We start from the raw sequence: 25,069 nt of genomic DNA on the forward strand, positions 1-25,069 counted from the left end.
AGAGATCGATATAAAGACAAATAAAGGAAAGTTTTGATCATGAGTACACGCCCATCCAAAATTGTCTGCGTTGGTCGCAGTTATGCCGATCATGCCAAAGAACTCGGAAATGCGATCCCTGATCGTCCGGTCTTATTTATTAAGCCACCGAGTGCCTTAGGCTCGCTCGATGCAGGGATTGAATGGAATCCGGAGTGGGGCAACTGCCACTATGAATGTGAACTCAGTTTGCGTATTGACCGGACTTTAAGCAAAGAAAATGATCCTGTAAAAGCACTGCAAGCGGTGGGTGCGGTGACTTTAGGTCTGGACTTGACCCTGCGTGACTTGCAGGATGAACTCAAGAAAAAAGGCCAGCCTTGGGAACGTGCCAAAGCCTTTGATGGTTCGTGTCTGTTGTCAGACTGGATTCCTGTGAATGATGTGGTCGCGGACTGGCAAGATGTGCATTACACTTTGGAGGTGAATGAAGAACTGCGTCAAAAAGGCGATACCGCTTTATTGATTTTTGATATCGCGACTTTACTGGCAGATATCAGCCAGGTATTCACTTTAGAAGAAGGTGATGTGGTGATGACGGGTACACCCGCAGGTGTGGCGGCATTGCATGCAGGCGATCAGTTAAAAATGACCCTGAAAGGCCAGTCTCAGGATTATATCTGGACGACTTGGGTTAAATAAGCTGAACGGTTTATTTTTTGATTGAAAGGACTGCGAACGCAGTCCTTTTTTATCGAGTTTTAAAATATTTACAGCGCTGGCAAAATAATAGAAAAGTATTGTTTTACCGCAGAGAAGATTATAGTGGGCACTTTAAAGCGGTCACAGGAGTAGGGGTGAAGCAACGTCAGGCGCTAGATACCAAAGCATCTGCCATCATGTTTGTATTATGTATGTTGTGGGGGCTACAACAGGTCGTGCTGAAATGGGCGGCCAGTGATATTTCAGCCTTGATGCAAATTGCCTTGCGTTCAGCCTTGTCTGCGATCATGGTGTATCCCCTGATTCAGCAGAGCGTGCGCCGTCAGCTTTTGAGCACCCGCTATTTGCCTGCAGGATTGCTGGTCGGAATACTGTTCGCAACCGAATTTCATCTGATTGGGGAAGCACTACGCTATACCTCAGCTTCGCATACCATTGTTTTGCTTTATACTGCGCCGATTTTTGTCGCATTGGGTCTGCACTGGAAATTGCCGGCAGAGCGTTTGTCGCGTGTGCAATGGGGCGGTATCTTCGTGGCATTTAGCGGGATTGTGGTCAGTTTTTTACTCAGACCACAGACAAGCTCTACTTTACAAACCGATGCTTTGTGGGGAGATTTTCTGGCCTTACTCGGAGGTATATTCTGGGCAGCCACCACTGTCAGTGTACGTCTGAGCCGACTGGCTGAAGCACCTGCCACCCAGACCTTATTCTATCAATTATTGATGGGCGGCATATTATTGCTACCTTTGGCTTTTTTTAGTGGGCAAGCGACCATTCAATGGACGACCCTGTCTATTTCCAGTCTGATCTTTCATACCGTGCTGATTTCCTTTGCCAGTTATTTGATCTGGTTCTGGATGCTGAAACATTATCTGGCTTCACGTTTGGGCGTATTTTCTTTTTTAACGCCTGTATTTGGCATGCTGTTTGGGGTGTTGATTCTGGATGAACAGATCGAACTGAATTTTATTATTGGAACCTGTATGGTCATGCTGGGCGTGATTCTGGTGAGCTTGCAGGGATGGCTGAAAAAACCGAATACAACGAATAATCCTCAAGAGCAAACATGAACGTCTGGTCGATGAAACTGGCCACCTGGATTGGCCTGGATTGGCCTGTCTTCCATTCTGATCTGGGCCAGTCTGGTGGCTGTGGTCAAATTGATTACCGAATCTACCAGTCCGGTGCAGGGGATTGCCCTGATTTACACTTTTAGTAGTCTGGCGATTCTGGCATTGATTGGATTTCCTAAAATCAGGCAAATGTCCAAGCGCTATCTATTGGGTTGTGGGGCTTTGTTCGTTGCTTATGAAATTCTATTTCTTGTTGCAGTTGCCTGGTCGGATCACCGTGAACAGGTGATGCTGATTGCGATGATCAATTATCTCTGGCCACCCTTGATGATTGTCTTTTCGATATTTGCCCGGCAATTGCAGGCGCGTCTTTGGGGCATTCCAGGATTTTTGCTTGCTGTAGTCGGTCTGATGTTGGTGGTCAATCCTGAAATTACCAATCTATCGAAACTTATGCAGGTTTTAGCTGAAAATCCTTGGGCTTATGGCTTTGCTTTTATCGGTGCCTTGTTATGGCCATGTTATTGCATTCTGACCAGAAAATATGGTCGTGGACAAAATGGCGTACCGATTTTTTTTGTGGTCGCCGTCATTGCGTTATGGGGCTTACATCTGGGCTTGGATGAGCCTTTCAGGATGCCTTCATTGAAGCTCTGGCTGGGAATCGCCATAGTAGGCAGTCTGATCGGAATTGCTTATAGTAACTGGAATCAGAGCATGCAGTACGGCAATATCAAGGTACTGATTTTGGCCACCTATTTTATGCCAATTCTGTCTTCAGTTATGTCGATGCTGATTCTGGATATTCGGCCCGAGCTGAGTTTTTGGATCGGCACTGCTTTGGTGACCGCAGGTGCGATCGTCTGCTGGAAGTCTACGCAAACAACTTAAAAAAATCCTCTCAAGCGAGAGGATTTAGGATTATTTATTCCGGAACAATTCAGAAAGTGGAAAACTCAACTTTTCTTCCAGATATTGATCGGTTTCCTGTAGCTTAGGGGAGAATTTCTGCATCCAGATTTCCTCGGTATGTGCCTCGGTGAAGTGATGCTTACGTGGCAATGGATAAGGAAGTTGCAGATAAAAGTCCCAAAAACTCACCTGATCCAGATCACGTACCAAGACATATTCATTGTCATCGGTACGTTTGATCAGATTTTGTTTTTCAAACATGCTCACATAGTTTGGCCAGCGACCAATTTCATCACGACCCAAAGCATCTAATGCTTCTGCTTCACTAATGCTCTCACCAGTTTTTTGCTTTTTATGAAACAGCTCTAATAGATCCAGCAGCATGATGATTGGGTGACGTTTATGATCCTGACCAGATTCAAAGGCCGTCAGGGCATAACTGATCTCAACGCCGAGTAAGACAATATTCCAGGATAAATAAATCCACAGTAGAAAGATCGGCACAGCGGCGAATGCACCATAGACAATCTCATAACTGGTAAAGTTTGACATCACAAAACCGAACAGGTTTTTAAGCAGCTCAAACACCACTGCACTAAACAGGCCGGCAATAAATGCAGACTTGAGTGGCACACTGCGATTGGGGATGGTCCAGTTGAGAATGAAAAATCCGAGTACGGTCAGAGAAAAGGAAATGGCCCAGAGGACAAAAGCACCATTAAGTTCATACCCGGCAAAGTTATTGCTGAGGACACTCATGGAAGCCACGGTTGATGAAATGACGAAGGCACTACCCAGTAAAATCGGTCCCAGCGAAATGATAGTCCAGTAGCGCATAAACCCGATAATTCCACCTCGGGTCTGAGTCACTCGCCAAATTCGGTTAAAGGCCGTTTCGATACTGGTGAGCATCAATACGGTCGTAATGAATAAAAACAGGATACCAATCACGGTTAAATTACTGGATTTATCGGTAAAGGCATTCAGCGCTTTATCAAAGGCAATCGTGGTTTTGGGTAGAAAGTTACTGTAGATCAGCTGTTGCAATTGTTGTCGTGCAGGCTCTAAGGCTTTAATCGATGAAATAATGACCAAGAAAACCGTCAACATCGGCACGACTGCGAAAAGCGTAGTATAGGTCAGGGAACCGGCTTGCTCACGACAACGGTCTGCTTCAAAGCGTCGGAGTACGAATAAAATAAACTGAAACCAGTGTTTCTCATAAAAGGGTAACTTTTTTAAATACTCAACAATCATGTGCATCCAATCTCAATTTTTTTAATCATCATGAATTTTCATCCATTAGCTTAACCAAAAAAGTTACAGAATATCGTATAGTTTTATTTTTTTAAGTAATGAATAAGAAGCCTCATGCAACCTTATGTTCTTGTTTTATATTACAGCAAATATGGCTCAACGAAAGAAATGGCACATCTGATAGCCAATGGCGTTGAATCGACAGGAATGGCGGTAAAAATTCGGACTGTCCCGAATATTTCTAGCGTCGTAACCGTAGCCGAGCCGAGTATTCCGGCAGAAGGAGATATTTATTGCAGTTTAGAGGATTTGGCCCAGTGTTCTGGCTTGGCCTTAGGTTCACCGACCCGTTTTGGCAATATGGCCTCAGAAATGAAATACTTTTGGGATCAGACCACCAGTCTATGGCTGAATGGTGCGCTGCACGGTAAGCCGGCCTGTGTCTTTACCGCATCGGGTTCCATGCATGGCGGACAGGAAAGTACCTTGTTGACTATGCTGCCACCATTATTCCACCACGGTATGATGATTATGGGACTCAGTAATGCTACAGCTGCCTTGTCCAATACCAAGACTGGCGGTACGCCGTACGGTGCCAGTCATGTCAGTGGCCCACGGCATGATCAGGGTTTAAGCCCAGATGAAAAAGTTTTGTGCGAAGTACAGGGCAAACGACTGGCTGACGTGGCTTTCAAACTCAATCAGTCTTAAGTATTAACTCACAAGGAAATGAAGAACTCACTCACTTCATTTCCTTCATGATATTAATCTTCTTTTTGATCTTTTTGATCTTTTTGATCTTTTTGAATAAATCTATGTTTGCATTTTAAACATTGATAATCCAAGAATAAATTACGGTCGACGGAAATCCCGGCTTTTTTGCCGAGGAAATTCCCTATTACGCCACCGGTAATGCCAACACTGATTGCCCCGACAAAAGTACCCACTGTCCCACCTAAAATTACACCTAAGGGGCCAGCAACAGTACCAATCGCTGCGCCAACGGATGCGCCAGAAGCAGCACCACCGACTGTACCCGCAGTAGCACCTGCCGAGCTCATGAGAATGCCACCAATTTTCTTTAAATTCTGTTCGTGATCACGCTGTTCGATGTCAGTGGAACCACATTTAGGACATTGCATAGGTTTTTCCATCAAGGATTGGTATTCACTTGTTTTAAGTTTATGGAGGAGATGCAATTTTCTCTAGATCAGCAGCTCTTCATAATATGCTGCAACAGCATATATACATGCTGAATCCTGAGGTCAGGAGCATTTCCTACCTTCCTGATTCTAGTTGAATTAACGCTCAAACATTGTATTTCAGCTGTAAATATATTTATTTTTATCTGCGTGAGTCATTTTTGAATTATTTCGATCATGCAGGACACTATAAGATTTTGGAGGTTTTTCTTCCTCAGTACTCTATCTATACACAGGCCTGATTGGCCATTTCTTTATATTCAAAGCAGCTGATGGTTTGCTGGCTGCTCTCAAAAGCTTGCAAACAGAAAGGAATCATTAAAGCTATTTGGCATTTTTTATCAAAAAAACAGCTTAAAATCGGCATTTTTTTATAAGTGGTTTTCATTCTCATTGATTAATTGTATTTTTAATAAAGTGTGATATTTATTATTAATGAGAAGTTCTAATAAAATAAAAATTTACAGATTTTTAAAATTAAAATAAATAATAATTTGGGTCGTGATTAGATAATTTATTTATTATTAATAAGATAAAAAATATATTATTTTAATCAAGTTTTTTAGGTGATTATTATATTCATATATTTTCGATATAATGATTTCTTACAAATCACAAATTATAATAAAAATAATTATTATAAATAAAAACAAATATATGGGTTTTTAATCAATATAAATAAATATGTGAATAATGCTGGATTCTACTTTTTATTTTTTTATGTGATTTAATATTTTTCAGATAAATTTAATCTTACTCAACTCAAGAATTAAATAAATATCTTAGATCAGAGGATATTAAGATTATGAGAATATTAGTCATCAATCTGGGTTTATTATGTTTTTGTTTTTTAAACAATGCTTATGCCACATCTGATGAGTGGACGCAGCGTTGGAAATCATCAAGTGCCCGCTCCAATGAAAATCTAGTTCAAGCCAATCTGATCGAGCTCAAGGAGTCCGATTATTATTCTGGATTAGGTAGAACCACTATTTACAGTACCTCAACCACCTCTATAGGTACCGTAAATACACCCACCAACAATATCAATGTCGAAGGTTCAGACAACAACATCGATATTTCGAGTGAATTACTCAATGAAGCACCTGTCAATTCAAATACCAATCAAAACGCTCAGCGCTGTCCTAATTTAAGTACTCAATCAGGAGAGTCGCTATGCTGAATTTCTCCTTAACCCGAAAATATATATTTTCTCTGAGTATTCCTGTTTTTTTTAGCTCGTTTCTAACAGGTTGTACAGGTTTAGCTCCCTCAAACAAGAAAGCAGTTAGTCTGGTGCAAGGACCACCCATTACCGATATTTTTACCCCTTTTGATATGGCGCTCTCCTGCCTCAAAGGGCAACTACGTAGTGATGTGAGTTTTTCTGTTGGCGCGATTCTGGATCAAACCGGTAAAGATGTAGTCACCAATGGCGGAAGTGGCAAAATGGTGACCCAGGGTGCGGGAGATATGGTGCAGTCTGCCTTGTTTCAGGCAGGCGTCAGTTTAATGAACCGACGTGACCCCCGTATTATCGAAAGTGAAGCCAAATGGGGGATTCGTGATCCAAGGCAAATTCAGGCCTCCGATTATTATGTCACCGGCAGTATTAACAGTCTGGATTTTATTCCGGGCGGAGGTTTTGACATGCAAATTGCCGGAGTGGGCCCAAATTACAGTCAAACCCGTATTATGGTCGGTTTGGATTTATCTCTGACCGATACCCGCAGCAGTAAAGTGGTGGGTAATGTTTCCTTGCAAAAGCAGATTGCTGCACAGGATTATGGTCTGAGTGCAGGCAGGTTCGCGGGTCGTACACTGTTAAATATTCAAATTGGCAAGGGAGAACGAGAGGCGACTAATTTTGCCTTACGCCAAATGTTGAACCTGGCCACTTTTGAATTACTCAGTCAGGTCGTGCCACCGGCAGTGTTTGCAAGTTGCCGTGCGGAAATTCCACCTGAATTTGGTCGCTTAGATCTCACTCGCAGTTCTGTTGCCTTGCATAAATATAAGAAAAATCAGCAACAAATCAGTACCGATTCCAGCAACCCTGTTCAGGAATCGGCCTCACGTCAGGCAGATTCATCCAATGAAAAAAACAAGTCGACCAATTCACCCAGCAAAGATACCAAGCCGCCTAAGCAGAAAGAATCTGAGGTGATTCAGAATCCTGAAGCCGAGCCTGAAATGAGCAAACAGGAACTGATTAAATATATTAGTAAGACTAAGCGCCCATCCCCTACAAGCAAAATAAATGACAAAAAAGATAGTCAAGAAAAAGCTGACAAAGAACAAGCTGAGGAGAAGTCATCCAGTTTATGGGATGCCAATCCAGAGGTAGTAGAGAATTACTGGTCAAATATTCAACGTGATTAAAAGATTTGAAAATGGGCTCGCTCCCATTGTCAGAAGAAGTACTTAGCGAGAGGTACTTCAAAATAACAGTAGGAAGAACAATGATGAAAAACACGATCAAAACAGTCGCATTATCCGTCGCCTTTCTGTCTAGTGCGGGGATGGCATATGCTCAAGAAACCAATGTGGAAGTAGATACCGGTTTACAAGCTACTCTGGATTCTATTTCTCAGCAGGTTGAAAATGGTTCTGCGCTGAATCTGGCAGTGAATACAGGTGATGTTGATGCAAGCGTCGATTTAGAAGCACTTGCAGGAGCAGTAAGAGAAGTACCAGATGCGATTAGTTCAATTGAAGGAACAATTGAAACTACTGCAATTGGTGCAGCGAACACAGGTAGTATCACGATTGAGCAAGGCAGCTTCAATCAGGTGATATCAGACGTATCAGATGAAACATATGACTATGATTTCAGTCAAGTCACTAGTGCAACGAATAATTCTGAAACCTTAGAAGAGTTATCCGAGGTTGCGGATAGTTCAGATCTATCGGAAGTTGTAAGTTCATCACTGTCTACCAACTATAGTGAGCAGATCAATGAAACTTTAAGCAATTATAGTGTAGCGAACATTGCCTATAATGCGGGTACCATTGATGCCTCTGTCAATGCAATTGCAGAAGGAACTCAAACTGCTATTAATAATAGCATCACAACTACCGCTATCGGTGCTGTAAATAGCGGCAGTATTACTGTGACGGTTAAATAAACTCTTGTTTAAGGTGAACAGAGGTCTAATTATTTGCAGATAGTTAGACCTCTTTATCTTATAATAAAATTGCTATAACTGGTTGTTTATTCATCGGATAGAAAAATTATTTATTTTATGACACGATCTATTTTAGAGGTTTAATCACTTCGAATTTAAAAGTAAGCCATTCATCTAGGATCAAGTCAGGAATCATGAATAACACATTAGATTGAACTAGAGTCGAGCTTTGAATATTTTTAATTTATTTCATCAGATAGACAAAATAAAAAAGAGCGCATAAGCGCTCTTTTAAAATTGATTGTCGAGCTTAGTCGCGAACAAATTCAACTGTGCCATTTGCCAAAGATTTTACGCGTGCCAGTGACTCCACACGGTAGCCTTTTTCAAGCAGCAAGTCGCGACCAGGCTGGAATGATTTTTCAATCACAATACCAATACCGACCACTTCTGCGTTTGCCTGATGAATCAGATCGGCCAGACCCAGCGCCGCCTGACCATTCGCCAGGAAGTCATCAATCACTAAAACCTTGTCGGTTGAGCTGATGTGTTTATTTGAAATCGCGATGGTGCTTTCAGTCTGTTTGGTAAATGAAAACACTTTAGAGCGGTATAAATCATCTTTCAGGGTCAAAGACTGGTATTTACGTGCAAAGATGACAGGTACACCAAGTTCTAAACCTGCCATCACTGCAGGTGCAATACCTGATGCTTCAATCGTAATAATTTTGGTGATACCAGCATCCTTAAACAGACGCGCAAATTCTTGACCAATTAATTGCATCATGACTGGGTCAATCTGGTGGTTTAAGAAAGAATCCACTTTCAAAACTTCTTCAGAGAGAACGATGCCTTCGGCCAAGATTTTCTGTTCTAGTGCATGCACGGGAGAATCCTCAAGAGCAGGTGCTTTTTCAAGCAAAAGCGTATTGTAAAAAGCACCCGGAAAAAATCAAGTGAAATTCACCAAAATCTTAGTTGCTTGCACCTTTATAGTCAGTTAATAGCAAACCATAAGAGGTTTTCTTGTCTACATGCGAAACCTTGACTGGCAGATAGTCAAGGTTCGGTGCCAGCCAGAAGATGGTTTCACGACCCGGCTTGCTATGCTTCATCACCACCTTGATGGTATTAAAAGAACCATATTTGGTACTGACCGTTTCTGAACCTTGTCGAACAAACTTACGGCCTTCGACCTCTTTAGCATCAGCAAGATAATAATTCGATTTTAAGCCACCATTTTTTAGATCTTCACGAATTTGTAATTCCGCATTCAGTTCATCCAGAACATCGGCTCTCCAGGCAAAAGAACGCTTTTCATCATCTTTTCTGGTATTGATGGTTTTGCTGGAAGGATTAAAGTTAATACTCATGGTGTTGTTATGCACCAGGATTTTACTGCTACGACTGAAACTGCTGGAGCCAATCTTGCCGTTATTAAAGGTGAAACGGCTGGTTTCAGTTGCTGAAGCAATACCACCGGCTTTTGCAGCAAAGACGTAAGTCCAGTTATTGCCAGATTTACTCAGAGTACGGGTGGCAGAACCCATATTCTTGCCATTATAGCTAAATTGATAATTGGCTTGGAAAGGCGTCATGGCAAAAGCCTGGCTAGAAATACCAGTCAACAGTATTGCACCGCTTAGACCTGTGGTCATCGCTAAAGTCTTAAATACAGTCTTCACCATTAGTCATTTTCCTATATTGGTTAAACGGGCAAAACATCTTACTTGTTGTAGCTTTTATTCTTTAGGCAAAATATGGAAATTTAAGGGATATTTCTAGCAAAAATGTATCTTTCATGTAGTTTTTTTCAACAAAAGTTCAAAAAACGAGATTGAATAGTATTCAAGACGGATCTTTCTGTTTGATCGGGGTCACCAGGTTATCGTCCATTTCGTCTTCATCCCAATTTTCCTCTCTGTCTTGAGAAAGTTTCCTAAACAGGGCTGCCAGATTCACATTACCAATCACCACCAGTTCAGCTTCGCGAAGCACTGCATGATTCACATGAACTTTTCCTAGAGTATCAATAATCGAACGGTTTTTGCCTAACCAGCGGTTCAAGTCCAGATACAGCAAGTCATCAATGACTTTAATAACGCCAAGTTTTTCCAGAATCATGCCCAATGGATCTTTGTTCAAGATGCGTTGATAGAAGAACAGGGCAAAACGCACCCCAAGCTTATACAACAGATTTGGATATTTGGCGTCAATAAGCTGTGTATCACTGATTTGCTCGAATACAATCAGCTGGGTGGTCTTATTCAGTTCCATCTGAACCAGCTTCAAGTCTACCGACAAAGTGATATTCAGGCCTTTATAGTCTAGTGTCGCGTAGAGACGCAGCCAGTCTTCATGCAGGTCTGCGTGTAAGTCTTTCAGTGCATCGACATTGTCGGTGACAAAGCGTTGAAAAGTTGCATTTAAGAAGACTTGCGATAAAGGGAATTCACGCTCATCCTCAATAAATCCTTCCGCCCTCTGATACACTTGGCGGATTCGGTTGGAAATATTGGAAATTAGCGTTTGCATATTGAAGCATCCTAGCAACTTTATTTTTGACTCGAAGTGTATCTTGTCGAATTGTATGAAAAATACAAGTATTCAAGCTTGAAGTTTAGCAAAATAAATAGCACCATTTTTATAGTTTTAGTTATGTAACGTTGAAGATTTGATGGATTTGGCATTTTTAAAATAGAAATGCCCAATTTGTTTATTTTTAATCTTTAAAATACTTTTTTGGGGAACTGAACTCAGGACTGAGTTTGGGTAATGTGATAAACAATGATATTAATGCCTCTGGTCAGAACCTGGTGGAAAGATCCAGTGTTTAGCAGTGCCGTGCTCACCGCAGGCATTCTGCATTTGATCGTATTGACACTGGAATTTGGTATGCCGCAAGATCGGGAGACCAGCACCAAAGAAATTGCAGTCAGCTTGCGACAGACAGATGAAAAAATTGAACACGCTGATTTTCTGGCCCAGACAGACCAGCAAGGTTCTGGCAAGTTTCGAGAAGCGCACCGGATGTCGAGTGATATGCCATCTCCTTTGTTAGAGCAGAAGGCAGGGGAAGAACAACAAGAAAGTCCGGATCTGCTGCAACAGAAACAGGAACTCAGTTTTGAAGAAAAAGTGCTGATGACCACCTTGAGCTGGCAAAAACAGGCAGAAGAAAATCAGCGTAAAAAAATGCAGGAGCAGTTACAAAGCCAGTTTCAGGCCAAAGCAGCCATGGTGGCCAGTCTGGAAGCGCAATATTTACAGCGTCAGCAAAATTTTAGTCGTCAGCAAAAAATTAAAACTGTGGATGGCATTCAATCCAAGCAGGATGTCTCTGCAGCCTATCTGGAAAAGTTCCGTCAGAAAGTAGAGTTTTATGGCAATCAGTATTATCCGGAAGCTGCCAAGCAGCAGAATCTGGCAGGTGAAGTTCGTCTGATGGTGATCCTGAATCAGAATGGCGGGATTCGTGCCATCCGATTAATTGACAGTTCAGGACATGCCATGCTGGATGAGGCTGCGAAATCTTCTGTACGTAAAGCGGCGCCATTTGGTGCGTTTGATGCCAAAATGAAGGAAATTTCTGAATTGCGGATTATCCGAACCTGGCGTTTTGATCCGGCTGAAGCAGAGTTTGAAGTGCGTTAATTCATTCTAGTTCTCTCTCCCTTTGGGAGAGAGTTAGAGAGAGGGGTTTTAACAGGTATTAGAACCTCTCCCTTGCGAACTCAGAATATATTCTGAGGCTTCTCATCTCCTAGAAGAAGAGCGAATATAAAGCATTAAAAAAGCGAGCCTCAGCTCGCTTCCTTCATTTTCTTTTAAATCTTAATCTCGTTCCAGATAAGGATTTTCAAAACCCAGTTTGGCCAGAATTTCAATTTCAATGCCTTCCATTTCTTCCGCATCTTCATCTGATGTTTCATGATCATAACCCATTAAATGCAAGGTGCCATGCACCAGCATATGGGTGAAATGCGTCAACGGCGCTTTTTGCTGCTCAAGCGCTTCAGCAAGTACCACAGGAATACAGATCACCAGATCGCCAATCGGAAAGGCATCCAGAAATTGCGCCATTTCATCTGGAAGATCGCTCGGAAAAGACAGGACATTGGTCGATTTGTCTTTGCCGCGATATTCCAGATTCAGTTTATGACTTTCATCATGATCGACACAGGCAATTCCGATTTCGCAATTACTTTGCGTACCGATATGACCTAAAGTGGTTTCGACTACTTTTTTAATAGAGGCACGTTTTAGTACCAGTTCAGGTGACTGAAAATCCTGCTGTAAGGAAAGACTAAGTTTCAACACAAATCCTTAAATTGAAAGCTTAATGCTGTGCATCTGCGGCAGCATTATTTTCAGCGATCAAGGCGTCCTGACGTGCTTTACGTTCGGCACGTGCTTCTGCACTTAAACGCTGCTGATCACTGTCCCAGCCTTCATAGGCTTCAACAATTTTCTGTACCAGTTGATGACGAACCACATCACGCGAATGAAAACGGGTGATATGAATTTCAGGGATTTTATCAATCACACGCAGGGCATGTGAAAGACCAGACTGTTGGCCGCGCGGTAAATCCACCTGCGTCACGTCACCAGTAATGACCGCTCGTGAACCAAAACCTAAACGGGTCAGGAACATTTTCATCTGTTCTGGGGTGGTGTTCTGTGCCTCATCCAGAATGACGAAAGAATGATTCAAGGTACGGCCACGCATATAAGCGAGTGGCGCCACCTCAATCACTTGACGTTCAATCAGCTTGGCCACTTTTTCAAAGCCGAGCATTTCATACAAAGCATCATACAATGGACGCAAATAAGGATCGATTTTCTGGCTTAAATCCCCTGGCAAGAAACCCAGTTTTTCACCGGCTTCGACCGCAGGACGCACCAGTAGAATGCGCTGGATTTCATTGCGTTCCAGCATGTCCACAGCAGCAGCGACAGCCAGATAGGTTTTACCGGTTCCGGCAGGACCTATACCAAAAGAAATATCACTTTGCAGAATACGCTGTACATAACGTTTCTGGTTGGCACCACGCGGATTGATCCGGCCTTTACGGGTTTGTAACCAGACATTGTCCAGGCCGGTATGTTCTTGGTCTTCTAGATCTTGCTGGAGTTCACGGTCAGTCTGACTGCCCTGAATCATTAGGTGCAGGGTATCTGCGCTGATCTGCTGGCTCTGTTCAGATTCTTCGTGTAGACGTTGCAAGAGCATTTCGGCTCTTTCAACGGCATCGATTCCACCATCCACAATAAAACTCTCTCCGCGATGGGAGATTTTGACATCTAAACGTTGTTCAATTTGCTTCAAATGACCGTTATAAGCACCTAACATCGCTTGGATACGGTCCATTGAAATCCCAGGAAAAGCTACTGTACGTCGAATCGCTGCAGTCAAAGAGTATTCCTTATGAAGTGTACGTTATATGCTCTACATTACGCCACGTCAGGCTCAAGATTCAAGAGTTCACCATAAACTAAATTCAAAGTTTTAATTTCGGTCACTTCGATCTCGGCAAAGCGACCTACCCAGGCAGGATCACCAATAAAGTTGACATAACGGGTGTTGTCCGCCGTACCCACCAGAATATTCGGATCTTTATCAGAGACTTTCTCGATCAGTACCCGCTGGATGCTACCGAGCATGGCATCCGTTTTGTCAATACTCGAGCGTTTAATCCATTGCTGAACTTTGGCCAGACGTTCTTTTTTGACATCTTCCGGAATGGTATCTTCCAGTTCTGCCGCAGGCGTACCCGGACGTTTTGAATAGATAAAACTATAAGAATGATCGAAATCCAGATCTTTAATAAATTGATAGGTCTCTGCAAAGTTCTCATCAGTTTCACCCGGGAAGCCAATGATAAAGTCTGAAGATAAATGCATATCGGGACGAACTGAGCGTAACTTTTTAATTTTCTCGATATAGACATCGATGGTATGATTACGTTTCATGGCCTGAAGCACATCATTCGAGCCACTTTGTACCGGCAAATGCAGATGCGAAACCATTTGTGGCAGGTCGCGATAACACTGAATCAGGTCATCATTAAATTCGAGTGGATGCGAAGTGGTATAACGAATCCGGCCAATGCCCGGAATATCCGCGACTAAACGCAACAGATCGGCAAAAGTACAGATATTGCCTTCAAAGGTTTCACCACGATAGCCATTGACGTTTTGACCCAACAGGGAAATTTCACGTACGCCTTTTTCAGCCAGACCAGCAATTTCAGCCAGCACATCATCCAGTGGGCGAGACACTTCTTCACCACGGGTATAAGGCACCACGCAGAATGAACAATATTTTGAACAGCCTTCCATGATCGAAACAAAGGCTTTATAGCCCTCAACACGCGGTTCAGGCAGAAAGTCGAATTTTTCGATATCCGGGAAGGAGATATCTACCAGTTTGATTTTTTCTTTTTTCGGTTTTTCGATCTGGTCAAAATGCTGATCCAGCATTTGTGGCAAGCGGTGCAGGGTTTGCGGGCCAAAAATCATGTCGACATAATTGGCACGTTTCTGGATGTTGTCGCCTTCCTGAGACGCCACACAGCCGCCAACCCCGATAATCAGATCCGGATTCTTGTCTTTCAGTTTGCGCCAGCGCCCCAGCTCGGAAAACACTTTTTCTTGGGCTTTTTCACGGATCGAGCAGGTATTCATCAGCAGAATATCGGCATCTTTAGGATCGTTGGTCAGCACATAGCCATGAGAATCGCCTAACAGGTCTGCCATACGGTGACTGTCGTACTCATTCATCTGACACCCTTGCGTTTCGATATACAGTTTTTTTACTGCAATCTCATGGACAGGGGTGTGCGCTGGCTGGGTAACAGTGTTTTCTGAGGCAGCTGGGGCACCATTCGGAATGAAGGTTTGAACCGTCATGTAGGCTCCTACAAGGTAATACGTTGAAAGAGTGAACGAACAGCCTGATTGACGCATCAAACAGGTGAATAACAATTCAATTCACGGACTGAAATATGGGAAGGCGCATATTTTAGCAGGAAAGTCGCTTAAACTTATAGCTTAAATTAAACGTGGAAAAATATTGATTTATGGGTAAAAATTGTCTGTAGATTAATATTGCTTAATCATAAGGTTACATAACTGAACAATACAGTTGCTTATAATATTTCAACAAAGCTCTTATGATAAGCAACATAGGCTAGGCACAGAATCGATGAGAGAAGGCAAAGGGATGTTGAAACACACTGAAAATATGTATAAATATTATAAATTAATTACGTTAAGTGTGGCGTGTATCTGTTCAGCAAGTACATATGCAGCTGAAGAGCAATTTAACGATGCCTTACGTGCGGCCAATGCAGGTAATACTGAATTATTACAACAATATCGCCTGTCCATGCAGAATGATGCTTTAGGCTATTATCCGGAATACTGGATTTTAAACCAGAATCTTGCCTTGCAACCTGCCAGCCAAATTGTCAGTTTTGCTCAGCGCTACCCGCAATCTGCGATGGCTGAAAAGCTGGCAGCGGACTATGTCGAAGAAAAAGTCAAAATGGCAGATTTCACCACGGCTCAACCGGTATTGCCTTATGTAACCAATGCCGATCCAGCTGAAGCCTGTGCCGTAGCACAAGTTCGTGCCAAAGCCGGTGATGAGCTGGTTTATGCCGAGTTTAAAGAGGTCTGGCTAACCACCAATAGCCAACCGGATTCTTGTACTGGACTTGGTCGAATGATGCTTTCTAGTCCTTTAATGACGGCAGAAGACCGCCAACAGCGACTTTGGGTACAATTGCGTGCCGGCCAGTCAGGTCAGGCTATTGCCACTGCGCAAGGAATCGGTCTGAATCTGTCTTTAGCACAACTCAATTCGATTCAGGCCAATCCAACCAATTATTTATGGTCTGCACCGAAAAACAGTGCGGCAGAACATGCTTATCTGATTTATGCACTGGGACGTCTGGCAGATAGTGATCTGGACTCGGCGTTATCCATTGTGAAACGGACTGCTGAAGGCACACCGGTACAAGTACAACGTGCCTTATACCGAGCTGTGGGGTATGTCGGTGGAACCACAGTCATGAAGAACAACTTTAACCGGGAAGTGTTAAATGCCTTTGATGCCAGTTATGGTCTGCCATTTAGTCCGGAAGAAGCTGAGATTTATGCGCGTCAGGCCATCCGTTTTAGTGCGTGGGAAAGCCTAATCCGTGCGATTGATGCCATGAGCGTCAATCAGAAACAGGAAGATCGCTGGCAATATTGGCTGGCCCGTGCCAGTGAGCAGCGTGCAGATCGTAGTTCAAAGAAAACTGCAGAGAGTATTTATCGTACATTGGCCGCCGGGGATGATTATCACAATCTTCTGGCACGCGACAAGTTGGGACAGCTGACTGCGAGCACACCCAATCCAATTCAGCCATCGAATCAGGCCATGCAACGTTTGAATCAGGATATTCATTTCCGTCGTGCGTTCACGCTACGTAATATCAGTGCACCGAATAACTACATTAACCGTGAATGGAACTGGGCAGTACGTCAGGCTTATCTAAAGAAAGATGATGAGCTGTTGCTGGCTGCGGCAAAGCGTGCCATGGACATGGGTTGGCATGATCGGGCCATTTATGCTGCCGACCGTACCGCGAACAAACATAACTACAATTATCGTTTTCCAATGCCACATCAGAATTACGTGGTCAGCCATAGTCGTAATGCCGGCATAGATCCAGCCTGGGCCTACGGGTTGATGCGTCAGGAAAGCCGTTTCAATACTGTGGCACGTTCACATGTAGGTGCGGGTGGTCTGATGCAAATCATGCCAGATACTGCCAAGCTGGTGGCGCGTCAAATGGGTGAAGCTTATAACCCGGCGGCACTCACCGATATGAATACCAATATTCGCTATGGAACATTCTATTTATCTACGATTCAGCGTCAGCTTAGCGATAGTCCGGTGCTGGCAACCGCAGGCTATAATGCCGGTCCAAACCGTGCCCGCCGCTGGCAGCCGGAATTTCAGGGCATGGCCGCAGATCAATATACTGAAAGTATTCCTTTACTTGAAACCCGAGATTATGTGAAACATGTCATGACCAATGCCACGCATTACGGTATTTTATTAGGACAGGGGGCACAGTCCGTGGGTAAACGCATGCAACTGATACCATTACGAAATACACAATAAAATTAAAATTATTGGGGAATGGTGACTTATTCATGAAAATAATGAAGGATCGTCGAGTCTGGGCTGGATCGGTTGCGCTTGTAGTATTGACCAGCAGTCAGGCAGCATTTGCTGCACCAACAGACTATGTCATGGATGTACAAATGGTCCCGGCCTTATGTAGCTTGTACCCGGAATATGCCAAGAAGCGAAAATGTCTGGAAGGCTATTCCTTGAATATTTCCGGCTTATATCCTCAGACTACATCACAAAATTGTACGACCAATAGCTCCGCGAAACTGTCACCACTGCAGTCCAAGGTGGTGGCCAGGATCATGCCGGATGACAATACCCGGACAATTTTATGGCGCAATATCGGTGGCTGCGTGCCGATGAATGCCAGTCAGTATTTCCGGACGATTATCAATTATGCAGATCGTCTTAAAGTGCCTGCGGAACTGACGGAACAGGAAAATATTACGATTTCTGTCGATACGCTGCGGGCCAAATTTCTGAAAATTAATCCGCAATTACCGGGTAATGCCTTGAGATTTAACTGCCAGCAGACACAGTCAGCCAGCGTACTTACCTCGATCAAGGTCTGTTATCGCCCCAATGGCAATTACAAATCCTGTCCTGCCAACATTATTAATACATGCCCAAAAACTATCACAATAAAAGGAACATACTGAGCTTTTTTGCCGATTTAATTTATATTTCCTATCAGACTTTAGGTGAAATCCGTCCTCTTTTATATGCATCTGGCAAAGGATTGGAGTACAATCTTTCGCGTTTACGATTATTAGATTAAATACTAACTATTTAATCGCATTGAATATCCTCAATTGGAGATAATTAGATGAAGCAAGCAGTTCGTGTTGCCGTTACTGGCGCTGCAGGTCAAATTGGTTACAGCCTATTATTCCGTATCGCAAGCGGCGAAATGCTAGGTAAAGATCAACCAGTGATTTTGCAATTGCTCGAAGTTCCTTTTGAGAAAGCTCAGCAAGCGCTTAAAGGCGTAATGATGGAGCTTCAAGATTGTGCATTCCCATTACTAGAAGACATGATCGGTACTGATGATCCTAAAGTTGCATTCAAAGATGCTGACTACGCGTTATTAGTTGGTTCACGTCCACGTGGTCCAGGTATGGAACGTGCTGATCTGCTTAAAGTGAACGGCGAAATCTTTATCGGTCAAGGCCAGGCACTTAACGAAGTTGCGAGCCGTGACGTTAAAGTTCTTGTTGTAGGTAACCCTGCGAACACGAATGCTTACATCGCGATGAAATCTGCTCCAGATCTTCCAGCGAAAAACTTCACTGCAATGTTACGTCTTGACCACAACCGTGCTGCATCTCAAATTGCTGCTAAAACCGGTAAAGCGGTTAAAGACATCAAAAATCTTACAGTTTGGGGCAACCACTCTCCAACAATGTATGCTGACTACCGTTTCGCTACAATTAATGGCGAAAGCGTTAAAGACATGATTAACGACCAAGATTGGAATGCAAATACATTCCTTCCGACTGTTGGTAAGCGTGGCGCTGCCATCATTGAAGCGCGTGGTTTGTCTTCTGCTGCTTCTGCTGCAAACGCTGCAATCGATCATATGCGCGATTGGGCTCTTGGCACAAATGGCGAATGGGTAACCATGGGTATTCCTTCTGACGGTTCTTACGGTATTCCTGAAGGCGTTATGTTCGGTTTCCCTGTAACGACTGAGAACGGTGAATACAAAATCGTTCAAGGTTTAGAAATCGACGAGTTCAGCCGTGAGCGTATCAATGTTACATTGAACGAACTTGAAGAAGAGCGCGCAGCGATTGCTGACATGCTTAAATAATTTGATCGTTTAGATTAAGTTGAAAGAGCACTCCATTCGGGGTGCTTTTTTTATCTCTCTATTTTTTTGATGAACAAAAAATAACATGCTGTGATGCAGCAGCAACTGAATCTTGCTTAGGCTTGGACTAAGCTAAAAAACATAAATAATCCAATAAAAGGCGAGGTGAAGAAGATGTTTGATCAACACCCAACGTTAGAAATGTTTTTTCAGCAACTTGGATTGGACTCGAGTCCCGAGGCGATTGATGAGTTTATCAAGACCCATCAAATTGGCATGGACGTGCCTTTGCACAAGGCGCCGTTCTGGTCGAAATCCCAGCATGATTTCCTGATTGGTCAGTGGAAAAAAGATGATGAATGGGCAATTTTAGTTGATGTCCTGAATGAACAATTACATAGCGAAGCCCAAGGTTCTGGGTCATGTGATTTATAAATGAGTATTTAAGGATTTATGCCAGTTCTTATTTTAGGGATGGTAAAGGTCTTATTTTTAGTTTAGAGCATATAACAGGAGCAAGTGGATCATGTTCGAACAACAGCCAACTTTAGAATTATTATTTGAACAATTGGGTTTGCCTTCTGATGAAGCCGCAATTAATGAATTCACCCATACCCATCAGTTGCCATCTGAAGTCGCTTTACCGGATGCCGAATTCTGGAGTGAGGGCCAAAGTGCATTCTTACGCGAGCACTGGCATCAAGATGATGAATGGATTGTGATTATTGACAAACTGAACCAGCTGTTACATGTCGAAAGTGACAAGCAAGGTGTTTAAATTATAGTCTACAAAAAGAAACAACAAACCTAGTCAAATGACTAGGTTTTTTTTGTCTTATCTTATAAGTTAGATCTATAAATAATTACAATTTATCTGATATAAGGAGGGCGACATGCTCATGAAGAACCAACCATCCTTAGAAATGTTATTTTCTCAACTCGGTCTGGCCAATAGCGCTGCTGCCATTGAGTTGTATATCCGGACTCATCAACTTCCAGCAGGCCTGTCCTTGCATGAGGCACCATTCTGGAATAAATCCCAGCGTTCATTATTGATTAGTCATCTGGTACAGGATGATGATTGGGCAATCTGGGTGGATGAGCTGAACCAGCAATTACACATGGATGCCTACAGACGTCAGCCTGCTTAACTGTGTTATATCTTGGTATTACTTAAAAAATGAAAGTGATGCTCAAAAGAAAACGCCTCAAATGAGGCGTTTTCTTTGACGCTGTTAAGCTTAATGCATTTTACTTTTTAATATTTTGATAAACCATTCCTGCTGACGATAATCACTAAAGGCATGATGCTGCTGCAACAATTCCAGTTCACATTCAACCGTTTTGGTGTATTTACCTAACCAGTGACGTGTCAGGGCTGGCTCATTTTTACTGGCACTGGCATAAGCCAGGAAGAAATAAATATCGCCATGTTCATAACTGGCCATCGGCTTAAGAATTTGCTGGGTAATCAGGGCAAAATGCTGCTCTTTGGTCAGTTCAAAAAACATCATATAAGCCTTGGCCAGATGCAAGGATAAATTGATATACATGCGCAGCGGCATTTCTTCAAATTCCACCCGGCCTTGTTCAAGTAAGACAATCGCTTCTTGCAGGAAATGTCGCTGTTCCTGACGCAGCTCACTTAAAGTCACCAGCTGTAAACGAAGATCAGCACGTTCAAGCGTTAATTCTGGCGTATTGCCTTTTAAGTACAATTGGTCAGTTTCACCCAGTCGCTCAATAATCTGCTTGGTTGTTAATCGCATCAACGCAATCCTCATTTCTCAATAATGCCTATATGAGGTTAAAAAAATAAATTTAAAGCATGAGCGAGCATTAGATTAAGGCTGTATCGCTTCTTAACCAGGCCGTAATGGATAGACGTTGCTGTTTGGAAATTAAAACTTCATGTAACAAATCACTCTGGAACAGTACAATCCGGTTCGGCTGTGGCTGAATAATATGCCACTGGTCATTTTTATCTTGCAGACGCAATTCTCCCCCCCAATCTGCCTGCCATTGTTCATGCAGATAATACACACTGGAAATCATTCGGCCATTTTTAGCTTGAGGATTGTCACGATGCAGCGCATAAAACTCGCCAGCGTGATAGCAGGCAAAATGTGCTTCGATTTCTTTAATGCCTAAATAAAACGCGCGGTTTAAAGCTTGAGAAAACTGTTGCAGGGTTTGAGTGTGTAGGTGGGAAATTTGAAATTCAGGTCGTAACCAAAGAATATGATCACTACGGATGTTGCTGACGACGCCATTTTGAATGGCTGCATTACGAAATTCGTTTAAGTGGCTTAAGCATTCCTGACTTACCGCATGTTGATATTCACTAGAATAAGCATCGTCAACAATACTAAAGCCATGTTGATCTAAATCATCTAAGATTTGATCAACATTCCAATCCCCTGGGATGATAACAGCTTCCATTTTTTTCAATTCTCGATAGTGTGGCAAAACAGGTTCGCTATTTTAGTGTAAGAATCGTGCCTGAACGAAACTATTTTTCATGTTAAAATAGCTGTTGATATTAGGAATTAATGAAACATGAATTACCGTCACTCTTACCACGCAGGCAACTTTGCCGATGTCATGAAGCACGTTTTATTGCTTCAGTTGTTGACTCGACTGAATGCAAAAGACAAACCTTATCGCTATGTAGATACACATGGTGGTGCGGGTAAATATGATTTATCGACTGCTGAAGCGCAAAAATCTGGTGAGTTCTTAAACGGTATTCATCGTCTTGTTAAACTGGATGACTCGATCAAGCGTAATGCACCTGAAGGTGTACAACAATATTTGAAAGTTGTTGAGAAAATGCGTGAAAACTTTGGTAAGGGTGCTTATCCCGGTTCACCTTGGTTTGCCCTGGAAGGCATGCGCGAGATTGATAAAGCGACCATTTTTGAAATGCAACGTGATGTGTTTCAGCAGCTTCGTCATAATATTTTTGACAAGCGTGCCGGTTTGCATGAGCGTGATGCTTATGAAGGTCTTTTGGGGGTGATTCCGCCGAAAGAAAAACGTGGTCTGGTGATGATCGATCCACCTTATGAGCTTGAGCGTAAAGATTTTCCACAATTGGTAGAATTACTGGTTGCCGCTTATAAGAAATGGCCGACAGGTGTATTTGCTGTTTGGTATCCAATTAAAGACCGTGCCATGATTGAACGCTTCGAGAAAAAAATGTTCAAGACCGGCATCCGCCGTCAACTGGTGTGTGAAGTCTGTGTATGGCCGGATGACACCCCGGTCGGCTTGAATGGTTGTGGTTTGCTGGTGATTAATCCGCCTTGGAAATTCTCTGAAGATGCAGATGAAGCACTACAATGGTTATTCCCACATCTTCGCATGAGTGAAAATGGTGGTCACGCTGCAGTTCGCTGGTTAGTCGGCGAATAATTTTTTCAAAGCACAGGTCATAGCTAGGATCGACAAGAATGACAAATATAAGCAAACCGGAACGCGACTCTTCAAAAGACTTGCCTTTTGATGGCATCACCTTTGAGGTGGAAGAAGAGGAACATACCCAGGAAGGGCAGAAAGTTAAGCGTCGAGGCATCTATCTATGGCCGAACCTGATTACAACCGCTGCGTTGTTAGCGGGTTTCTACTCCATTATTGCCAGTATGAATGGCAATTTCCAGCAAGCGATCTATGCAATTTTTATTGCGGCTTTGCTGGATGGTTTGGATGGGCGTGTGGCGCGTGCGATTGGTGCGCAAAGTCCGTTTGGTGAACAGTTTGATTCGCTTTCCGATATGCTGGCTTTTGGTGTTGCTCCCGCGATCTTGATGTATAGCTGGGGTTTGAGTGATTTAGGCCGGATTGGTTTGGCCGCCTGTTTTGTCTATACCGCCTGTGCTGCTTTTCGTCTGGCCCGCTTTAACGTACAGATTGGCGTGGTAGACAAGCGTTATTTTATTGGTGTGGCCAGTCCATTGGCAGCTCTCATGATTGTTTCGCTGGTCTGGGTCGGTTTAGATTTTCCTGAAATTTTCGATATTCGTGAAGCATCCATTCAGATCATTAACGCCGTTGTCATTATTGCGGTGGGCTTGTTGATGATTTCTAATATCAAATATTATTCATTTAAGACTGTAGAGCGTAAACGCGTTCCGTTTTTTGTATTACCAATTGCCGTATTTGTCTTTGCTGCGATGACTTATAATATTCCTGTCGGCATTCTGGTAATTTCTATTCTCTATGCCTTATCTGGTTTTGTGACCACCTTTATGGCAAAAAGATCGAGTAGATTATAAAAATATAAGGAGTCTGAGATGCGGTTTCTTCAAGATTTTTTAGATCGTTCGAAACAGCTGAATCAGACTCCAACTGTTTCGCATTATCCTGCCTATCATGGCCCCAACTCAAAATATAAGATTATTCATCAAGGTTTGATGATTCCTGGACTTCCGGCGCCGCTGCACTATCTAAATTTTCTCAGCATTATCGGGCAGCCGAATGCACCGATGCTGGCCAATCCCAGTGCAATTCAAACCAACGCACTGGATACCGCTACGGTGATTTGCAGCACGAGTTCGCATATGGTCGGCCAACTGCATCGTTATTCAGTACAGCAGGACTGTAACTTTGATGCTGGCTTATTTCAGTTTTTAGATCGGGAGCAACTGAGTGGGGCCTTTCCTCATTTTCGTTTGCAGCGTTTTGACTCGGAACTCAGTTTCGATTTAAGCATTCATACCACTCAGCTCATTTCCCACTTTAGCCAGGTGAGGTTTTCACTTGCCGAGCACTGGTCTTTGCTGTGCTATTGCCAGGGCACATTAAAATATAAACAACAGACATATAATATTGATAGCCTCGGAAGTTTTGAATATGCACGAAGTTTCAATTTCCCTTATCTGCCTTTGGCCTTCCTGACTTATCAAATTATTAACCTGAGTGAAAACCGGCAGCTACTGTTGGCGCAAATTCGGGATGGAGTGAATAGTATTGTTCAGTCTCGGATGTATTTGCGTGATTTAAACAAGATGCAGACTCAGATGTTTGACCAAAAAGTGTATTTTAAAGTCCATCGTGTCTATCCGCGCGTCACTACGCCGAATGGGCAAAATATGTATTTGCCACGTGAATTTGAATGGTGTTACGAAGCTAAAGATGGCACCTGTATCTGGGTACAGGGACAAAGTCGTGGCGATTTTAAATTTGGCCTGGCTGCGGGCTATGTCGGCAGCTTCAGCTATCAGGTAAAAATAAATGAAGAGACTGAAAATGGTGAAGGGGGTTACTGTGAATACATTGATTGCCGTCCTTTGCGCTTTCAGGAGCAGGATAAAGCCGACAAACTTCTCACGCATTTAGCTAATTCTGTACCTTTAATGCTCAAAAAATAGTAAAAACTGCATTTTCTGTAGAATAAATAAACAGTCGTTGGGTTTTTGCTGAATTATTTAAAAAATGGGGTTGTGTTGGGTGTGAAATGCTGTAGAATGCACATCCATCGGCGGTGATGTTGATTAAAACTTGTTGAGAAACAAGGATTTAGCTCAAAGGGTTTAAATCTGGAAGTCTTGAAGAAGTTTGAAAATAATCGACTAAACCTGTTGACTCTTTCGAAATAAAGAGTAATATAGCCGACCTAGCTTGCTGCTGACGAAGTAGCAAGAAGATCATTAAGAGATTATGAAGAACAACTTGTGTGGATTTTTACTGGTTGATCGATCGAAATTATTTTCATTGATTGATGGTAGAAATGACTCGAAGTTTATTTGAGAAATATTTGTCAGAAAATTGATGAGCCAAGATTG

General features: G+C 42.8%; 27 protein-coding genes. 17 read left to right on the forward strand and 10 right to left on the reverse strand.

The features are described from left to right. The first annotated feature begins 39 nt into the window (after nt 1–39). The 3 genes from FTT73_RS10255 to yddG all read left to right on the forward strand — a co-directional run bounded on the left by FTT73_RS10255 (nt 40) and on the right by yddG (nt 2,669). The gene (locus FTT73_RS10255) at nt 40–681 is read left to right on the forward strand and encodes a fumarylacetoacetate hydrolase family protein (RefSeq protein ID WP_074383570.1); all 642 of its coding nucleotides are present in this window, start codon (nt 40–42) and stop codon (nt 679–681) included. A 155-nt stretch (nt 682–836) separates the two neighbouring features. Continuing rightward, nucleotides 837–1,775 (forward strand): DMT family transporter, encoded by a 939-nt coding sequence (locus FTT73_RS10260; RefSeq protein WP_180077493.1) that lies wholly within the window; start codon nt 837–839, stop codon nt 1,773–1,775. Nucleotides 1,776–1,805: 30 nt separating this feature from the next. Beyond that, entirely contained in the window at nt 1,806–2,669 is an 864-nt protein-coding gene (gene yddG / locus FTT73_RS10265; RefSeq protein WP_180191375.1) for an aromatic amino acid DMT transporter YddG, read from the forward strand. Between the two features lie 30 nt (nt 2,670–2,699). Here yddG and FTT73_RS10270 read toward each other — a convergent pair whose 3' ends face one another. After that, nucleotides 2,700–3,947 (reverse strand): YihY family inner membrane protein, encoded by a 1,248-nt coding sequence (locus tag FTT73_RS10270; RefSeq protein ID WP_005168686.1) that lies wholly within the window; start codon nt 3,945–3,947, stop codon nt 2,700–2,702. 114 nt (nt 3,948–4,061) lie between these two features. Between FTT73_RS10270 and wrbA the strand changes: the two genes are divergently transcribed. Continuing rightward, nucleotides 4,062–4,658: an NAD(P)H:quinone oxidoreductase gene (gene wrbA / locus FTT73_RS10275; RefSeq protein ID WP_180191376.1), complete on the forward strand. Its 597-nt coding sequence runs from the start codon at nt 4,062–4,064 to the stop codon at nt 4,656–4,658. Between the two features lie 53 nt (nt 4,659–4,711). Here the strand turns inward: wrbA and FTT73_RS10280 are convergent, their stop codons facing one another. Next, nucleotides 4,712–5,089, reverse strand: coding sequence for a hypothetical protein (locus FTT73_RS10280; RefSeq protein ID WP_180191377.1), 378 nt, complete (start codon nt 5,087–5,089; stop codon nt 4,712–4,714). Between the two features lie 865 nt (nt 5,090–5,954). Here FTT73_RS10280 and FTT73_RS10285 point away from each other — a divergent pair. The 3 genes from FTT73_RS10285 to FTT73_RS10295 all read left to right on the forward strand — a co-directional run bounded on the left by FTT73_RS10285 (nt 5,955) and on the right by FTT73_RS10295 (nt 8,277). Next, nucleotides 5,955–6,332 carry a hypothetical protein gene (locus FTT73_RS10285; RefSeq protein ID WP_005094089.1) on the forward strand — a complete coding sequence of 126 codons (378 nt, stop codon included), beginning with the start codon at nt 5,955–5,957 and terminating at the stop codon, nt 6,330–6,332. Then, nucleotides 6,326–7,531: a CsgG/HfaB family protein gene (locus FTT73_RS10290; RefSeq protein WP_180077484.1), complete on the forward strand. Its 1,206-nt coding sequence runs from the start codon at nt 6,326–6,328 to the stop codon at nt 7,529–7,531. Before FTT73_RS10285 ends, FTT73_RS10290 begins: the two co-directional genes overlap by 7 nt. Before the next feature lie 83 nt (nt 7,532–7,614). Continuing rightward, the gene (locus tag FTT73_RS10295) at nt 7,615–8,277 is read left to right on the forward strand and encodes a hypothetical protein (protein ID WP_034608358.1); all 663 of its coding nucleotides are present in this window, start codon (nt 7,615–7,617) and stop codon (nt 8,275–8,277) included. A gap of 310 nt (nt 8,278–8,587) precedes the next feature. Here the strand turns inward: FTT73_RS10295 and FTT73_RS10300 are convergent, their stop codons facing one another. From FTT73_RS10300 to FTT73_RS10310, 3 genes are all read right to left on the reverse strand, one after another. Next, nucleotides 8,588–9,163: a xanthine phosphoribosyltransferase gene (locus FTT73_RS10300; RefSeq protein WP_005094083.1), complete on the reverse strand. Its 576-nt coding sequence runs from the start codon at nt 9,161–9,163 to the stop codon at nt 8,588–8,590. An 88-nt stretch (nt 9,164–9,251) separates the two neighbouring features. Then, entirely contained in the window at nt 9,252–9,935 is a 684-nt protein-coding gene (locus tag FTT73_RS10305; RefSeq protein ID WP_373686443.1) for a DUF3108 domain-containing protein, read from the reverse strand. 190 nt (nt 9,936–10,125) lie between these two features. Then, nucleotides 10,126–10,812, reverse strand: a complete 687-nt coding sequence (locus tag FTT73_RS10310; protein WP_005094079.1) for a hypothetical protein — start codon at nt 10,810–10,812, stop codon at nt 10,126–10,128. Between the two features lie 261 nt (nt 10,813–11,073). Here FTT73_RS10310 and FTT73_RS10315 point away from each other — a divergent pair, with 261 nt between their 5' ends. Continuing rightward, nucleotides 11,074–11,931 carry an energy transducer TonB gene (locus FTT73_RS10315; protein ID WP_005094077.1) on the forward strand — a complete coding sequence of 286 codons (858 nt, stop codon included), beginning with the start codon at nt 11,074–11,076 and terminating at the stop codon, nt 11,929–11,931. A gap of 180 nt (nt 11,932–12,111) precedes the next feature. Here the strand turns inward: FTT73_RS10315 and ybeY are convergent, their stop codons facing one another. Genes ybeY through miaB form a run of 3 tightly spaced genes read right to left on the reverse strand, consistent with a single transcriptional unit; the run spans nt 12,112 to nt 15,189 of the window. Then, complete coding sequence (ybeY, locus tag FTT73_RS10320) at nt 12,112–12,594, reverse strand: rRNA maturation RNase YbeY (RefSeq protein WP_005094076.1); 483 nt, start codon at nt 12,592–12,594, stop codon at nt 12,112–12,114. 22 nt (nt 12,595–12,616) lie between these two features. After that, a complete protein-coding gene (locus FTT73_RS10325) occupies nt 12,617–13,693 on the reverse strand; it encodes a PhoH family protein (RefSeq protein ID WP_005094064.1) in 1,077 nt (358 codons plus the stop codon). A 38-nt stretch (nt 13,694–13,731) separates the two neighbouring features. After that, nucleotides 13,732–15,189, reverse strand: a complete 1,458-nt coding sequence (gene miaB, locus FTT73_RS10330; RefSeq protein WP_005094063.1) for a tRNA (N6-isopentenyl adenosine(37)-C2)-methylthiotransferase MiaB — start codon at nt 15,187–15,189, stop codon at nt 13,732–13,734. 334 nt (nt 15,190–15,523) lie between these two features. Here miaB and FTT73_RS10335 point away from each other — a divergent pair, with 334 nt between their 5' ends. The 6 genes from FTT73_RS10335 (at nt 15,524) to FTT73_RS10360 (ending at nt 20,434) form a co-directional block, all read left to right on the forward strand. Beyond that, complete coding sequence (locus tag FTT73_RS10335) at nt 15,524–17,458, forward strand: lytic transglycosylase domain-containing protein (protein WP_180191380.1); 1,935 nt, start codon at nt 15,524–15,526, stop codon at nt 17,456–17,458. A 32-nt stretch (nt 17,459–17,490) separates the two neighbouring features. Continuing rightward, nucleotides 17,491–18,129, forward strand: coding sequence for a ribonuclease I (locus FTT73_RS10340; protein ID WP_035337455.1), 639 nt, complete (start codon nt 17,491–17,493; stop codon nt 18,127–18,129). 167 nt (nt 18,130–18,296) lie between these two features. After that, nucleotides 18,297–19,283 carry a malate dehydrogenase gene (locus FTT73_RS10345; protein ID WP_005168672.1) on the forward strand — a complete coding sequence of 329 codons (987 nt, stop codon included), beginning with the start codon at nt 18,297–18,299 and terminating at the stop codon, nt 19,281–19,283. A gap of 174 nt (nt 19,284–19,457) precedes the next feature. Beyond that, entirely contained in the window at nt 19,458–19,718 is a 261-nt protein-coding gene (locus FTT73_RS10350; RefSeq protein ID WP_005094053.1) for a DUF2789 family protein, read from the forward strand. Between the two features lie 88 nt (nt 19,719–19,806). After that, nucleotides 19,807–20,061 (forward strand): DUF2789 family protein, encoded by a 255-nt coding sequence (locus FTT73_RS10355; RefSeq protein WP_034608346.1) that lies wholly within the window; start codon nt 19,807–19,809, stop codon nt 20,059–20,061. A gap of 115 nt (nt 20,062–20,176) precedes the next feature. Then, a complete protein-coding gene (locus FTT73_RS10360; RefSeq protein ID WP_005094049.1) occupies nt 20,177–20,434 on the forward strand; it encodes a DUF2789 family protein in 258 nt (85 codons plus the stop codon). A gap of 90 nt (nt 20,435–20,524) precedes the next feature. On the opposite strand, the gene FTT73_RS10365 is transcribed toward FTT73_RS10360, so the two are convergent. Next, a complete protein-coding gene (locus FTT73_RS10365) occupies nt 20,525–21,052 on the reverse strand; it encodes a hypothetical protein (RefSeq protein WP_180040637.1) in 528 nt (175 codons plus the stop codon). A 70-nt stretch (nt 21,053–21,122) separates the two neighbouring features. Beyond that, on the reverse strand, nt 21,123–21,725 hold the full coding sequence (locus FTT73_RS10370) for a 2OG-Fe(II) oxygenase (RefSeq protein WP_180001736.1): 603 nt from the start codon (nt 21,723–21,725) through the stop codon (nt 21,123–21,125). A gap of 117 nt (nt 21,726–21,842) precedes the next feature. Here FTT73_RS10370 and FTT73_RS10375 point away from each other — a divergent pair, with 117 nt between their 5' ends. Genes FTT73_RS10375 through FTT73_RS10385 form a run of 3 tightly spaced genes read left to right on the forward strand, consistent with a single transcriptional unit; the run spans nt 21,843 to nt 24,655 of the window. After that, entirely contained in the window at nt 21,843–22,700 is an 858-nt protein-coding gene (locus FTT73_RS10375) for a 23S rRNA (adenine(2030)-N(6))-methyltransferase RlmJ (RefSeq protein WP_005094045.1), read from the forward strand. A gap of 38 nt (nt 22,701–22,738) precedes the next feature. Then, nucleotides 22,739–23,560, forward strand: coding sequence for a CDP-diacylglycerol--serine O-phosphatidyltransferase (gene pssA / locus FTT73_RS10380; protein WP_005094042.1), 822 nt, complete (start codon nt 22,739–22,741; stop codon nt 23,558–23,560). An 18-nt stretch (nt 23,561–23,578) separates the two neighbouring features. Continuing rightward, a complete protein-coding gene (locus tag FTT73_RS10385; RefSeq protein ID WP_180191378.1) occupies nt 23,579–24,655 on the forward strand; it encodes a DUF6670 family protein in 1,077 nt (358 codons plus the stop codon). Nucleotides 24,656–25,069: the final 414 nt, after the last annotated feature.

Source organism: Acinetobacter sp. YH01006 (assembly GCF_013420445.1).
Classification (GTDB): Bacteria; Pseudomonadota; Gammaproteobacteria; order Pseudomonadales; family Moraxellaceae; genus Acinetobacter; species Acinetobacter pseudolwoffii.